Raw genomic sequence first — 13,763 nt, forward strand, 5'->3', positions numbered from 1 at the left:
TCAGTCAGCCAACATCAAAATTCGAGCGACCAGTTGGGAGAAACTCAACCCTGACTGGCGGGCTGCCATCGGCACTAAACTGTGGCTAGTCATACCCGGTGAAGTGTTCACTTCAAGCAGGTAAAAACTGCCGTCACTGTCTTGCATGACATCCACCCGGCCCCAACCGCTGCAACCCAGCGCCTGATAAGCCTGCAATGCCAGCGTCGCCAATTGTTGCTCCAACTCATGGCTCAAACCGCTTGGGCAAAAATATTGTGTTTCGTCAGACAGATACTTGGCTTCATAATCATAGAACACGCCGGGCGCCTGAATACGGATTGACGGTAAAACATCATCACCGAGGATCGCGACGGTGTATTCCGGGCCACTCAACCATTGCTCTATTAGCACATCACTGTCGTGCCGGAAAGCTTCAACCAAGGCACTCTGCAATTGATCGACGTGATCAACCTTACTCATGCCAACGCTGGAGCCTTCGTGGCTTGGCTTAACAATTAATGGCAGGCCAAGCTTAGCGACACCCGCTGCTAATTCCTCTGACGAAAGTGTTTCAAACTGTTGACGATTCAACGCGACATAAGGCGAAATCGGCAGATCTGAAGCCTGCCACACCAATTTGGTGCGTAATTTGTCCATCGTCAGGGCTGACGCCATCACACCACTGCCGGTATAAGGCAGTTGCAGGAATTCCAGTACCCCTTGCAAGGTGCCATCTTCACCACCACGGCCATGTAAAGCGATAAAGACCTTATCGAAGCCCTGTTCTTTAAGCTGAGTCACTGGGAAGTCTCGGGTATCAATCCCATGGGCATCGATACCTGCTTCTCTCAAGCCCGCTAATACCGCCTGACCTGATAGCAATGACACTTCACGTTCAGCGGAGGTACCACCCAGCAGTACCGCGACTTTCTCAGCCATGATGTTCCTCATCTTTTATCTGTGGCTGCAATTTAAGCTCAGCCAATTTACGGGCAATTTTACCAATGTTACCTGCGCCTTGAACCAGAATCAGGTCATCGCCTTTCAGCACTTGCGCCAATATTTCAGGTACGGTTTCACTGTCTGAAACCAAAATTGGGTCTAACTTGCCACGATTACGGATGGTGCGGCACAACGAGCGGCTATCAGCCCCTGGGATCGGCGGTTCACCGGCAGCGTACACATCCAACATCAGTAGCACATCAACCTGCGATAACACATTGGCGAAGTCGTCGTACAGGTCACGGGTACGGGTATAACGGTGCGGCTGGAAGACCATCACGATGCGCTTATCCGGCCAACCCGCGCGCGCAGCTTTAATGGTGGCATCCACTTCAGTTGGATGATGGCCGTAGTCATCAACCAGCATCGCACTGCCTTCTTTGCCATTGACCGGTGCCAACGGGAAGTTGCCGAGGAAATCAAAGCGGCGACCAGTCCCCTGGAACCCTGCCAACGCACGCAGAATATCTTCGTCTTCGATACCTTCTTCTGTCGCCACGGCCACCGCCGCCGCTGCATTCAGCGCGTTATGACGACCCGGTGCATTCAAGGTCACCGTCATCAATGGCTTATCCAAGCGTTTGAGCGTGAAGTGCCCCTGTGGGCCTTCCTGCCGGTAGCTGGCGATCTGCACATCGGCATCATCACTGAAACCGTAGGTGGTAATGTGGCGGCCTACCCGTGGTAGCAACTCGCGCACCACCGGATCGTCAATACACATCACCGCACGACCATAGAATGGCAAGTTGTGTAAAAAGTTAATAAACGTCTGTTTTAAGTTCTCAAAGTCGCCCTGATAAGTATCCATATGGTCGGCTTCGATATTCGTGACAATCGCCACCATCGGTTGCAGATGCAAAAATGACGCATCACTTTCATCGGCTTCTGCTATCAGGTAACGGCTGGACCCAAGACGAGCATGGGTCCCTGCCGCTTTCACCAACCCGCCGTTAACAAAGGTTGGATCCAGACCGGCTTCAGCATAGATACTGGAAACCATCGCCGTGGTGGTGGTTTTGCCGTGAGTGCCTGCAACCGCAATGCCATGACGAAAACGCATCAACTCTGCCAGCATTTCTGCGCGGCGGATCACCGGAATACGCGCCTCGCGAGCCGCAACTATCTCTGGATTATCCGCAGAGATTGCAGTTGAAACCACGACCACACTGGCGTCCAGAACGTTTTCAGGACGGTGATGGAAATAGATTTGTGCGCCCAAAGAGGCCAAATGCTGAGTGACCGGGTTAGGTGCCAAATCTGAACCGCTAATCTGATAACCTTCGTTAGCCAACACTTCAGCGATACCACCCATGCCGGCACCACCGATGCCAACAAAGTGAATGTGCCGGACGCGACGCATCTCGGGCACGATAGTTCGTAGTTTCGCCAGTTGTTGTGTATTCACGTTTCTCTTCACTTTTTTGTCTGTTGCATATTCACAGCCCGCATTAACCTAACTACCTGCTGTTCATTATCTGTTTTTACTATTACTTACTGGCCGCGACCACTTCAGCAGCTACGCGCTCAGTAGCATCCGGGATAGCCACGGACCTTGCCTGTTCAGCCATAGTTAGTAAGGTTGCTCGATCCCACTGTTCCAATAAGCTGCTGACCGCCTCGGCGCTAAATTGCGGCTGCTCGATAATCTTGGCCGCACCGGCCTTTTCCAGCGGCAGTGCATTCCAATACTGCTGCCGGTCTTTATGCTGAAACGGCACAAAAATCGCCGGTAAACCTGCGGCGGCAATTTCACTGACCGTCAGCGCACCTGAACGGCACACCACCACATCGGCCCAACTATAAGCGGCTGCCATATCGTCGATAAACTCAGTAATTTTATGCTTATCATCGCCCTGCCCGACTTGCTGGTATGCCTGTAATACTTCTGGCAATGCGCCTTTACCTACCTGATGCCACAGCGTGATTTTCTCACCCAACTGTGCGGCAACCTGCGGCATCGTCTGATTTAGCACCCGCGCACCTTGGCTACCACCGATAACCAACACACGAACCGGGCCTTCACGGCCGACCAAACGTTGCGCCGGCAATGGCAGCGCAAGAACATCGGTACGAACCGGATTGCCCACCACATCAGCATTTGGGAATGCGCCGGGGAAGGCCTGTAACACTTTTTTGGCAATTCTGGCTAGCCAGCGATTAGTCAAACCGGCAATGCCATTTTGCTCATGCAACACTACTGGAATACCGCACAGCCATGCCGCCAAACCACCGGGACCGGAAACATAACCGCCCATGCCCAGCACCACGTCCGGCTGGTAGTCACGCATGATTTTCCTGGCCTGACGCACCGCACGATAAATCCGCACGGGTGCCATCAGTTGAGCCATTAGCCCCTTGCCGCGTAAACCAGAAATCTGGATGAAATCAATCTCAATGCCATTTTGGGGTACCAATGACGCTTCCATTCGGTCTGCGGTGCCGAGCCAACGCACCTGCCAGCCTTGCGCCATCAGATGATGTGCCACGGCCAATCCGGGGAAGACATGCCCCCCGGTGCCACCAGCCATCACCATTAAACGCTTGGTCTTGCCACTCATCGGGCACTCCTTACAAACGCCTGGGCTTTTGCCAGACGTGTTTCAAAATCAATGCGTAGCAACAGCACAATTGCCGTTGACATAATAATCAAGCTCGAACCACCGTAACTGATCAGTGGTAAGGTCAACCCTTTGGTCGGCAACATTCCGGCAGCAGCCCCAACGTTAACCAGAGCCTGAAAACTGAACCAGACGCCGATTGAGCAAGCCAAAAAGCCAGAAAATCGCTGATCTATCTCCAACGCGCGACGGCCGATGGACATAGCACGAAAAGCGACGAAGAATACCATTAACAGTGCCAGAACCACACCGAAATACCCCAGTTCCTCGCCTAAAATCGAGAAAATAAAGTCGGTATGCGCTTCCGGTAAATACTCCAGTTTCTGCACTGAGTTACCTAAGCCTTGCCCCCAGAATTCACCACGGCCAAAAGCCATCAGCGACTGGGTTAACTGATAACCACTACCGAACGGATCCGCCCATGGATTCCAGAAGGATGTCACACGGCGCATACGGTAGGGTTCAGCAACAATCAGCAGACAAACCGCAAACACACCAGAGCCGATAATCGCCAAAAACTGCCACATTTTCGCGCCAGCTAGAAACAGCATCGCCAGCGTGGTAATAAACAGCACCACCACCGTGCCTAGATCAGGCTGTGCCAGCAGTAACACCGCCAGAATAACCATGACCCCCATCGGTTTACAGAAGCCCCAGAAATTACTGCGAACCTCTTCAACCTTACGCACCAGATAGCTGGCCAGATAACAAAACAGTGACAGCTTGGATAATTCCGCTGGCTGAATACGCAGCGGCCCCAATGAAATCCAGCGTGATGCCCCGTTTACCGAGCTACCCACCACCAACACCACCAGCAACATTACTATCGAAATCAGTAACATGATATTGCTATAGCGCTGCCAGACCGCCATCGGGATACGTAATGTCACCAGCGACAAACCCAATGCCAGCGCCAGATAGAGAGCATCACGTTTGGCAAATAAGAAGGGATCACTGGCCAGACGCTGACCAATCGGCATTGATGCCGATGTCACCATCACAAAGCCGATAATCGCCAAACCGAATGTCAGCCACAGCAAGGTTCTGTCGTAAAGCACCATGCTGGTGGTGTCGCTTTCGCGCGATCCCATCACAAAATGTTTTACGGTATTAAACAGCCCCAGCCCCGGCATGCGCATCAGCCCAACTCCTCTGCCAGGCGAGCAAACTCATCACCACGTTGTTCAAAACTGCGGAATTGGTCCAAACTGGCGCAAGCAGGAGACAGCAACACCATATCTCCCGGTGCCAGTCTCTGCGCCAGCAGTACCATGGCCTGTTCCATCGTCTCGGTAAGCTGAGAGACCTCAGAGCGTAATTCAGCCAGTTGCTCACCATCACGGCCAAAGCAGTAAATTTTGATATGGTCGCCTTGCAGAAAACGCGTCAACCCAGAGAAATCAGCGGATTTACCGTCGCCGCCCAACAATAAATGCAAGGTGCCGTCAACCTGCAAGCCATCCAACGCTGCTTCCGTACTGCCAACATTGGTGGCTTTAGAGTCATTAATCCAACGCACGCCATTGTGCTCAAACACCAGTTGGAAACGGTGTGATAAACCGGTAAAGGTGGTCAATGCTTTCAAACTTGACGAGCGGGGAATCCCCACAGCATCAGCCAGCGCCAGTGCTGCCAACGCATTGGTATAGTTATGGCGACCGGTCAATTTCATTTCACGGGTATTCAACACTTTCTCACCCCGAACCCGCAGCCAGATTTCCCCCTGCTGCTTATTCAGGTGGTAGTCACCCACATCCACACCAAAGCTGATACAGCGGCTATCAGCGCCACGCACCGGCATGGTAAGCGCGTCATCGGCATTCACCACACAAACTTTAGCGTTTTCATAGACTCGCAGTTTAGCTGCGCGATATTGCTGCAAACCGAACGGATAACGGTCGGTATGATCTTCTGTTACGTTCAAGATGGTGGCCACACTGGCATGCAAGCTTGAGGTAGTTTCCAACTGGAAGCTCGATAGCTCTAATACCACCAACTGGTTTTCTTGTTTCAATAGCGTAAGAGCCGGAACACCGATATTGCCACCGACGCCAACCTGCCAGCCCGCCGCTTTAGCCATCTCGCCCACCAGCGTGGTCACGGTACTTTTACCGTTAGAGCCGGTAATCGCTACTACTGGCGCCTGATTCTCACGGCAAAACAGCTCGATATCGCCGACAATCTCGACACCGGCCTCAGCGGCGTCACTCAAGGCAGGATGTGCCAGCGCGATGCCTGGGCTGGCCACAATCAAATCTGCATCTAATAACCACTGCTGATGAAGGTCGCCGACATGGCGCTCAACGCTTTCAGGCAATTTATCCAGGCCTGGCGGATTAATACGGGTATCCATTACACGCGGCGTAACCCCGCGCGCCATAAAGAAATCAACGCAGGAAAGGCCGGTTAGCCCCAGCCCGATAATGACTACTTTTTTACCCTGATAATCAGCCATAATTACCGCACCTTCAGCGTCGCCAGGCCAATCAGCACCAGCATCAGCGAGATAATCCAGAAACGCACGATAACCCGTGGTTCTGGCCAGCCTTTAAGTTCGTAGTGATGATGAATCGGGGCCATGCGGAAAATACGCTGCCCACGCAACTTAAAGGAACCTACCTGTAGGATCACCGACAGCGTTTCAACCACGAATACCCCGCCCATAATCACCAATAAGAACTCTTGGCGCAGTAATACCGCGATAGTGCCTAACGCACCACCCAAGGCCAACGAGCCGACATCCCCCATAAAGACCTGTGCCGGATAGGTGTTAAACCATAAGAAGCCCAGCCCAGCCCCCACAATCGCGGTACAGACAATCACCAGTTCACCGGCATGGCGTAGATAAGGAATGTGCAGGTATGCGGCGAAATTCACGTTACCGGTCGCCCAGGCAACCAAGGCAAAACCACCGGCGACGAACACGGTCGGCATAATGGCCAAACCATCTAATCCGTCAGTCAGGTTCACCGCGTTACTGGTACCGACAATCACAAAGTAAGCCAGCAAGATATACATCAAACCCAGTTGCGGCATGACGTCTTTGAAAAATGGCACCACCAGCTCGGTAGCCGCGGTGTCTTTACCGATGCTGTACATGGCGAATGCTGCCGCCAGTGCAATCACTGACTGCCAGAAATACTTCCAGCGGGCGATCAACCCTTTGGTGTTTTTACGCACTACTTTGCGATAATCATCGATAAAACCGACGATGCCATAACCGATAAGAATGAATAGTACACACCAGACATACGGATTGGAGGGGTAAGCCCACATCAGCACTGAAATGGTGATAGAGAACAGAATCATCAGGCCGCCCATGGTCGGCGTGCCGCGTTTACTGAAGTGTGACTCTGGCCCATCGTTACGGACTACCTGACCAATCTGCAATTTCTGCAAATAAGCAATCAGGTGCGGCCCCATCCACAAAGAAATAAACAGTGCCGTCAACAGACTAACAATGGCTCGGAACGTCAAATAGGAAAAGACGTTAAAGCCCGAGTAAAATTTTACTAAGTATTCAGCCAACCAAACTAACATGATGCATTCTCCTGTAACGCACGCACGACATTTTCCATGGCGGCGCTACGTGAACCTTTAATTAAGACGGTGATAACCGGATGTTCGAGCAGCAATTCACTCACACGGGCTGCTAATGTGTTCTTATCCTGAAAATGTTCGCCGTTGCCGCTCGCATCACTCAGTGTTTGACTCAATGTGCCAACACTCAGCACTTTATCCACTCCCGCCTGCCTGGCCGCCTCACCCACCTGGCGATGACAATCTACGGCGGTATCACCCAATTCGGCCATATCCCCCACCACCAGCACGCGGTAACCGGGCATTTCTGCCAACACTTGGGCCGCGGCAGTCATAGAGCCGACATTGGCGTTGTAGGAGTCATCGAGCAGCAATTTACCTGCCGATAATTGAATCGGGAATAAACGGCCCGGTACAGCTTGTAATTGTGCCAGCCCTTGGCGGACGGCAGCTAAATCAGCGCCAACCGACATGGCTAACGCCGTTGCAGCCAAGGCGTTAGCAATATTGTGTCGCCCCGGCAGTGGCAATTCGATGGCTATGGTGCCAAATGGCGAATGCAGGGTGAAATGTGTCGCCTGTGGTGTAATACGCACATCACTGGCATGGAAATCGATATCTTCTGCGCCGCGAGGTGAAAAATACCAAACACGCTTGTTGTGCAGCATTTCCTGCCAATGCGGCCAGTCATTGCTATCAGCATTAATAATTGCCGTCCCGTTAGCAGGCAACCCGGCAAAAATTTCACCTTTAGCCTTCGCCACCCCTGCCAGTGAACCAAAACCTTCCAGATGAGCGGCCGCTAAATTATTAACCAAAGCACTTTCAGGGCGGCTTAAATCCGTGGTGTAGGCGATTTCGCCCACATGATTAGCACCCAGCTCAATCACGGCAAAATCATGTTCAGGCGTCAAACGCAGTAAAGTCAGTGGCACCCCAATATCGTTATTGAAGTTACCGGCGGTATACAGCACATTGCCGCATTGACGCAAAATGGCGGCAACCATTTCTTTTACCGAGGTTTTACCGGATGAGCCGGTTAAAGCCACCACCCGAGCAGGCACTTGTTCACGCACCCACGCAGCAAATTGCCCCAGTGCCAGACGCGTGTCTTTGACCACTAACTGAGGTGCCCCCACCAGTAAGCGTTTACTTACCAGCAAAGCACCTGCACCTGCGGCAACAGCATCTTCTGCAAAATCATGCCCATCAAAACGCTCGCCTTTCAGCGCCACGAACAAACACCCCGGTGTGACCTTACGGGTATCAATGGTCACTTCGGTGATGTCGACGTTTTCACTGCCAATATATTCAGCATTAAGCAGCGTAGACAGGAAATGCAGTGAGACCTTAATCATGCCATCACCCCCAATAAACGGGCGACGGTAACTCTGTCTGAATAATCCAGGCGGCGATTACCCACTAATTGATAATCTTCATGTCCTTTACCCGCCACCAGCACGACATCTTCTTCTTTGGCTTGCATAATGGCACTGGTCACCGCTTCAGCACGACCATGAATTGCCAATGCATGTCCGGCATCCAGCAAGCCACTGAGAATATCCGCCACGATAGCCTGCGGCTCTTCACTGCGCGGGTTATCGTCGGTGACGACCACCCGATCCGCCAGTTGTTCTGCGATACCGCCCATAAGTGGGCGCTTACCCTTGTCACGATCACCACCGCAACCAAACACACACCACAACTGGCCTTTACAGTGTAAGCGGGCCGCAGCCAGGGCTTTTTCCAAGGCATCCGGGGTGTGGGCATAATCCACCACCACCGTCGGCTTACCGGGCGCGTTAAACACTTCCATACGCCCGCACACCGGTTGCAGGCTTGGTGCGGTTGCTAATAATTGTGCTAACGGATACCCCAGAGAAAGGAGGGTTGACAGTGCCACCAGCAGATTACTAACGTTAAACGCCCCCATCAGACGGCTTTCTAATTGGCCTTCGCCCCAGCTTGAGTCAAAAGTGATGCTGGCACCGTTATCGTGATAATGAACGTTACTCGCCGATAACCACGGGCCATTCCAGCCCGTAGGAACTTTGTCTTCCATGCTGACAGCAACAGCTTGCGGCAACTGCCCTAACCAGCGGCGACCGACTTCGTCATCAGCATTGATAATTTTATGTTCGGATTGATGGGTGGAGAACAGCAACCATTTTGCCGCCTCATAACTCGCCATATTACCGTGATAATCCAGATGATCGCGGCTTAAGTTAGTAAACACTGCTGCTGCAAACGGCAGTGCGGCTACGCGGTTCTGAATCAAACCGTGGGAAGAAACTTCCATCGCCGCAAAAGTAGCCCCTTGCTCAACCAAATTGCGCAGTAAATGTTGAATATCAACCGCTGAACCGGTGGTATTTTCCGTCGGAATCACTTGCCCTAACAGACCATTGCCAACCGTACCCATTACCGCGCTGGTTTCCCCCAGTGCCTGACTCCATTGTACCAGCAGTTGGGTGGTGGTGGTTTTGCCGTTGGTCCCCGTCACACCGACCAAACGTAATGCTGTACCCGGCTGATGGTAGAATTGCCCCGCCAGCTTGGATAAATGTTGATTCAAATTACGCAAATAAATAACAGGAATGCCGTGCATCTCTACCACACTGGCATCCGGCGCTACACCATCGGCTTCAGCGACCACTGCCGCAACACCTTGTGCAATGGCTTGCGGGATATAGCGACGCCCGTCCGTCTGATGGCCGACAATGGCGACAAACAAATCCCCGGCAGCGGCAACACGGCTGTCTAATGTCATTTCCCGTAGCGCACGCTCCGGGACGTCTAGCCCCCAAGGAGCGAGTAAGTCGCGCAAGTTACGATCTGCCACCTGAACCCTCTTTTGTATTAATCACTAATTCGCTTTTATCACCGGTGGGTAACGCATCTGGCTCAATGTTCATGGTACGCAGGACGCCGCCCATGATGGCACCGAACACCGGTGCAGAAACCGCACCACCGTAATATTTCCCTGCCTGCGGGTCATTGATGACCACAACCAGAGCAAATCGAGGGTTACTCGCGGGCGCTACGCCGGCGGTGTAAGCGAGGTATCGGTCCATATATTTACCGTCCGGGCCAACTTTCTTGGCGGTACCGGTTTTAATGGCAATACGGTAGCCTTTAATGGCGGCTTTGGTGCCCCCGCCGCCAGGTAATGCCACGCTTTCCATCATATGAACCACGGTACGAACCAGCGGTTCAGGGAAAACGCGTTCACCGGCCACTGGCGGGTCAACTTTAGTGATCGACAGCGGGCGATAAATCCCCATGCTGCCGATGGTTGCATAGACTCGCGCTAGTTGTAACGGTGTTACCATTAGCCCGTAGCCGAAAGAGAAGGTGGCCCTCTCTATGTCAGACCACCGTTGTTTTTTAGGATATAAGCCACTGCTTTCTCCGACCAACCCCAAATTGGTCGCTTTCCCAAACCCAAACCGTGAGTAAGTATCTACTAACGCTGAGGATGGCATCGCTAACGCCAGCTTAGAAACGCCGACGTTACTCGACTTCTGCAAGATCCCGGTCACAGATAGTTCTGCATAACGGGCCACGTCTTTAATCTGGTGACCGTTAACAAAGTACGGCAAGGTGTTCAGCACGCTGTTTTCTTTCACAACGCCATGCTGCAATGCCGTCATCACTACCATGGGCTTCACTGTGGAGCCGGGTTCAAAAATATCGGTTATCGCCCGGTTACGCATGGCATCTTTCGGCGTTCCGGTCAGGTTATTCGGGTTATAAGACGGGCTATTTGCCATTGCTAATACTTCGCCGGTACTCACATCTACCAGCACCGCAGTGCCTGATTCTGCTTTGTTGAATGCCACCGCATTGTTCAATTCGCGATACACCAGCGCCTGTAAACGCTCATCAACACTCAACACCAGATTATGTGCTGCCTGACTATCGACAGAAGAGATATCCTCAATGACACGGCCATAGCGGTCTTTACGTACCGTACGCTCACCCGGTTGCCCGGTAAGCCAACGGTCAAAACTTTTCTCAACCCCTTCAATACCTTGGCTATCGATGTTGGTCACACCGATAATGTGTGCCATAACTTGGCCTGCCGGATAGTAACGGCGTGATTCCTGGCGCAAATAGATACCGGGGAGTTTCAGTTTATGGATATAGTCGCCAATCGCGGGATTAACCTGACGCGCCAGATAAACGAAACGTCCCTTCGGGTTAGCATTAATTCGGGCCACCAATTGATCCAGTGGGATTTCCAGTGCATCCGATAGCGCTTTCCAGCGAGTATCTAACGTAATCCCCCCGCGCTCGGTCAGCTCTTTCGGATCTGCCCAAACCGCATTAACCGGTACGCTAACCGCCAACGGGCGGCCTGAACGGTCACTGATCATGCCACGGGCTGTTGGCACTTCCTGTACCCGCAACGAGCGCATATCACCCTCACGCACCAGTCTGTCAGGGTTAATCACTTGCAGGTATGCAGTACGTAACATCAAACCGACCAATGCCAGTAAAATACAGCCGCACAGCAACGCAAAACGCCAGCTAATAAAGCTGGCTTGTTCTTCCTGGAGCTTTAACTTCCCGGGGCGCGTTGCTTTCATCCGTTACCTTGGCTGCTAGGCGTCATGGTGGCGACTCATTCCTTTATTTATTGGAGAAATTTATTGTTTAACCACAATATTTTCTTGTGATGGATCAACATGTTGCATTTTCAATTTGTCAGTCGCGATACTTTCCACACGACTGTGGTCACCCAACGCATTCTCTTCCAGAATCAGGTTACGCCACTCGATATCCAGCGCGTCCCGTTCCAGCACCAACTGCTCACGCTCTGCGGTCAACAAGCGTGTACGGTGGGCGGTGGTTACCACGAAAACAGCAGATACCAACACCGCGATCAGTAAAATCAACGGGATCTTCGCATTGCGGATTAAATCACCGCCGATGACCCCAACTAAACCGTGGCGTTCGCTGCCTATCACTCTTTAATCCTCTCGGCAAAACGCAATACCGAGCTTCGTGCCCGTGGGTTTTCAGCCACTTCAGCATCTGGAGGCATCATCTTGCCAACCGATTTCAATGTGCGCCCACCCATGCTGCGCAACTGCGCTTCCGTCAATGGCAACCCCGCCGGCACCTGTGGTCCACGGCTGTGATGACGAATAAAGTTTTTAACAATGCGATCTTCAAGAGAGTGGAAGCTAATCACTGACAAACGGCCCGCAGGGGCCAGGACTTCAAGTACGCCATCAAGTGCGCGCTCAATCTCTTCCAACTCACTATTGATATAGATACGAATAGCCTGGAAGCTACGGGTAGCAGGATGTTTGTGCTTTTCGCGAAATGGGCTGGCGTTGGCAATCAAATCCGCCAGCTCTTTGGTGCGAGTCATCGGTTGAGTAAGGTTGCGCTCCACAATGGCTTTGGCCAGACGCTTGGCAAAACGCTCTTCACCAAAGGTTTTCAGCACCCACGCGATATCGTCAGCGCTGGCTTTCATCAACCATTCAGCAGCAGATAATCCACGGGAGGGGTCCATGCGCATATCCAACGGCCCGTCACGCATGAAAGAGAAGCCACGCTCAGGGTCATCCAACTGTGGTGATGAAACCCCGAGATCCAGCAATACACCGTCAATCCGGCCCACTAAGTCCAGCTCTCGCACATAATGTGCTAACTCGGAAAAAGGACCGTGTACGATAGAGAAACGCGGATCTGTAATAGATTTTGCCGCTTCGATAGCTTGTGGGTCACGGTCAATTGCAATCAGACGCCCTTCTGGCCCAAGCTGGGACAGAATCAGACGCGAATGGCCACCACGGCCAAAAGTTCCGTCAATATAGATGCCGTTATCGCGGATGTTCAGGCCATTTACCGCCTCATCCAGCAATACGCTTGTATGCTTGTAGTTGTTATCTACAATTTTGTTGTTATCTACCATGCTTATAGCGATAAGTCCTGTAGCCGCTCAGACAATGGTTCCTGAGTGGACTGTTCTGCGTCGATGTCATCCTTGACTTGTTGATACCAGGTCTGTTCATCCCACAGTTCAAACTTGTTGAACTGCCCAACCAGCATCACTTCTTTATTCAGCCCGGCATGCTGTCGCAGTGTTCCTGCGATCAGTAAGCGCCCAGCACCATCCATCTGACATTCACTGGCGTGCCCTAACAGCAAACGCTGAACCCGACGTTCAGCCGGATTCATGCTCGACAGACGGGATAATTTTTGTTCAATGATTTCCCATTCAGGGAGTGGATAAAGCAACAGGCATGGTTGGTGAAGGTCTATGGTACAGACCATCTGGCCCTGCGATTCCTCATTCAGTAGATCCCGATAACGGGTAGGTACGGCAAGCCGCCCTTTACTGTCGAGGTTAACCATCGTTGCACCACGAAACATGACTGAGTTACCCCTTCATGACCCAATTCGCCACTTTACCCCACAAATCCCCACATTAAAGAGTTTACGGATGGTATGAAAACCTTGTCAAGCCAGAGCCGATGCGCTTTGACAATATTTATGGGCCGTTTTTGAGATATATCTCGTAGAAGGGGCTATTTTAGTGGTTGTAATAGAAATTAACGTCATGATAAACGGGCTATTTTTCCGCCAGTAATTCCAGCTACT

12 protein-coding genes are annotated in these 13,763 nt (G+C 52.1%); all 12 read right to left on the reverse strand.

Features of this window, described 5'->3' with window-relative positions; translation table 11 throughout:
• Positions 1-921 (reverse strand): D-alanine--D-alanine ligase, encoded by a 921-nt coding sequence (locus V1952_RS07060; RefSeq protein WP_420074534.1) that lies wholly within the window; start codon positions 919-921, stop codon positions 1-3.
• Positions 914-2,389 carry a UDP-N-acetylmuramate--L-alanine ligase gene (murC, locus tag V1952_RS07065; RefSeq protein WP_372558006.1) on the reverse strand — a complete coding sequence of 492 codons (1,476 nt, stop codon included), beginning with the start codon at positions 2,387-2,389 and terminating at the stop codon, positions 914-916. Before murC ends, V1952_RS07060 begins: the two co-directional genes overlap by 8 nt.
• A gap of 82 nt (positions 2,390-2,471) precedes the next feature.
• The gene (gene murG / locus V1952_RS07070) at positions 2,472-3,542 is read right to left on the reverse strand and encodes an undecaprenyldiphospho-muramoylpentapeptide beta-N-acetylglucosaminyltransferase (RefSeq protein WP_420070981.1); all 1,071 of its coding nucleotides are present in this window, start codon (positions 3,540-3,542) and stop codon (positions 2,472-2,474) included.
• Positions 3,539-4,741, reverse strand: a complete 1,203-nt coding sequence (ftsW, locus tag V1952_RS07075) for a cell division protein FtsW (RefSeq protein ID WP_050086107.1) — start codon at positions 4,739-4,741, stop codon at positions 3,539-3,541. Before ftsW ends, murG begins: the two co-directional genes overlap by 4 nt.
• On the reverse strand, positions 4,741-6,057 hold the full coding sequence (gene murD, locus V1952_RS07080) for a UDP-N-acetylmuramoyl-L-alanine--D-glutamate ligase (RefSeq protein WP_420074535.1): 1,317 nt from the start codon (positions 6,055-6,057) through the stop codon (positions 4,741-4,743). Before murD ends, ftsW begins: the two co-directional genes overlap by 1 nt.
• Positions 6,058-6,059: 2 nt before the next feature.
• The gene (gene mraY / locus V1952_RS07085; RefSeq protein ID WP_083160529.1) at positions 6,060-7,142 is read right to left on the reverse strand and encodes a phospho-N-acetylmuramoyl-pentapeptide-transferase; all 1,083 of its coding nucleotides are present in this window, start codon (positions 7,140-7,142) and stop codon (positions 6,060-6,062) included.
• Positions 7,136-8,500 (reverse strand): UDP-N-acetylmuramoyl-tripeptide--D-alanyl-D-alanine ligase, encoded by a 1,365-nt coding sequence (murF, locus tag V1952_RS07090; RefSeq protein ID WP_420074536.1) that lies wholly within the window; start codon positions 8,498-8,500, stop codon positions 7,136-7,138. The genes mraY and murF overlap by 7 nt, the downstream gene beginning before the upstream one ends.
• A complete protein-coding gene (gene murE, locus V1952_RS07095) occupies positions 8,497-9,984 on the reverse strand; it encodes a UDP-N-acetylmuramoyl-L-alanyl-D-glutamate--2,6-diaminopimelate ligase (RefSeq protein WP_420074537.1) in 1,488 nt (495 codons plus the stop codon). The genes murF and murE overlap by 4 nt, the downstream gene beginning before the upstream one ends.
• Positions 9,971-11,734, reverse strand: coding sequence for a peptidoglycan glycosyltransferase FtsI (locus tag V1952_RS07100; protein ID WP_420074538.1), 1,764 nt, complete (start codon positions 11,732-11,734; stop codon positions 9,971-9,973). Before V1952_RS07100 ends, murE begins: the two co-directional genes overlap by 14 nt.
• Before the next feature lie 60 nt (positions 11,735-11,794).
• Positions 11,795-12,115 (reverse strand): cell division protein FtsL, encoded by a 321-nt coding sequence (ftsL, locus tag V1952_RS07105; protein ID WP_083160535.1) that lies wholly within the window; start codon positions 12,113-12,115, stop codon positions 11,795-11,797.
• Positions 12,112-13,074 (reverse strand): 16S rRNA (cytosine(1402)-N(4))-methyltransferase RsmH, encoded by a 963-nt coding sequence (rsmH, locus tag V1952_RS07110; RefSeq protein WP_420074539.1) that lies wholly within the window; start codon positions 13,072-13,074, stop codon positions 12,112-12,114. Before rsmH ends, ftsL begins: the two co-directional genes overlap by 4 nt.
• 2 nt (positions 13,075-13,076) lie before the next feature.
• Complete coding sequence (mraZ, locus tag V1952_RS07115; RefSeq protein ID WP_004875568.1) at positions 13,077-13,535, reverse strand: division/cell wall cluster transcriptional repressor MraZ; 459 nt, start codon at positions 13,533-13,535, stop codon at positions 13,077-13,079.
• Positions 13,536-13,763 lie beyond the last annotated feature (228 nt).

This window comes from Yersinia sp. 2542 StPb PI (assembly GCF_048593855.1).
GTDB classification, from domain to species: domain Bacteria; phylum Pseudomonadota; class Gammaproteobacteria; order Enterobacterales; family Enterobacteriaceae; genus Yersinia; species Yersinia enterocolitica_E.

Excerpts from the sequence above, each read along its gene's own strand:
- murG (WP_420070981.1), bottom strand. The coding sequence starts at position 3,542 with ATGAGTGGCAAGACCAAGCGTTTAATGGTGATGGCTGGTGGCACCGGG.
- murF (WP_420074536.1), bottom strand. The coding sequence starts at position 8,500 with ATGATTAAGGTCTCACTGCATTTCCTGTCTACGCTGCTTAATGCTGAA.
- mraY (WP_083160529.1), bottom strand. The coding sequence starts at position 7,142 with ATGTTAGTTTGGTTGGCTGAATACTTAGTAAAATTTTACTCGGGCTTT.
- mraZ (WP_004875568.1), bottom strand. The coding sequence starts at position 13,535 with ATGTTTCGTGGTGCAACGATGGTTAACCTCGACAGTAAAGGGCGGCTT.
- V1952_RS07100 (WP_420074538.1), bottom strand. The coding sequence starts at position 11,734 with ATGAAAGCAACGCGCCCCGGGAAGTTAAAGCTCCAGGAAGAACAAGCC.
- V1952_RS07060 (WP_420074534.1), bottom strand. The coding sequence starts at position 921 with ATGGCTGAGAAAGTCGCGGTACTGCTGGGTGGTACCTCCGCTGAACGT.
- ftsW (WP_050086107.1), bottom strand. The coding sequence starts at position 4,741 with ATGCGCATGCCGGGGCTGGGGCTGTTTAATACCGTAAAACATTTTGTG.
- murD (WP_420074535.1), bottom strand. The coding sequence starts at position 6,057 with ATGGCTGATTATCAGGGTAAAAAAGTAGTCATTATCGGGCTGGGGCTA.
- rsmH (WP_420074539.1), bottom strand. The coding sequence starts at position 13,074 with ATGGTAGATAACAACAAAATTGTAGATAACAACTACAAGCATACAAGC.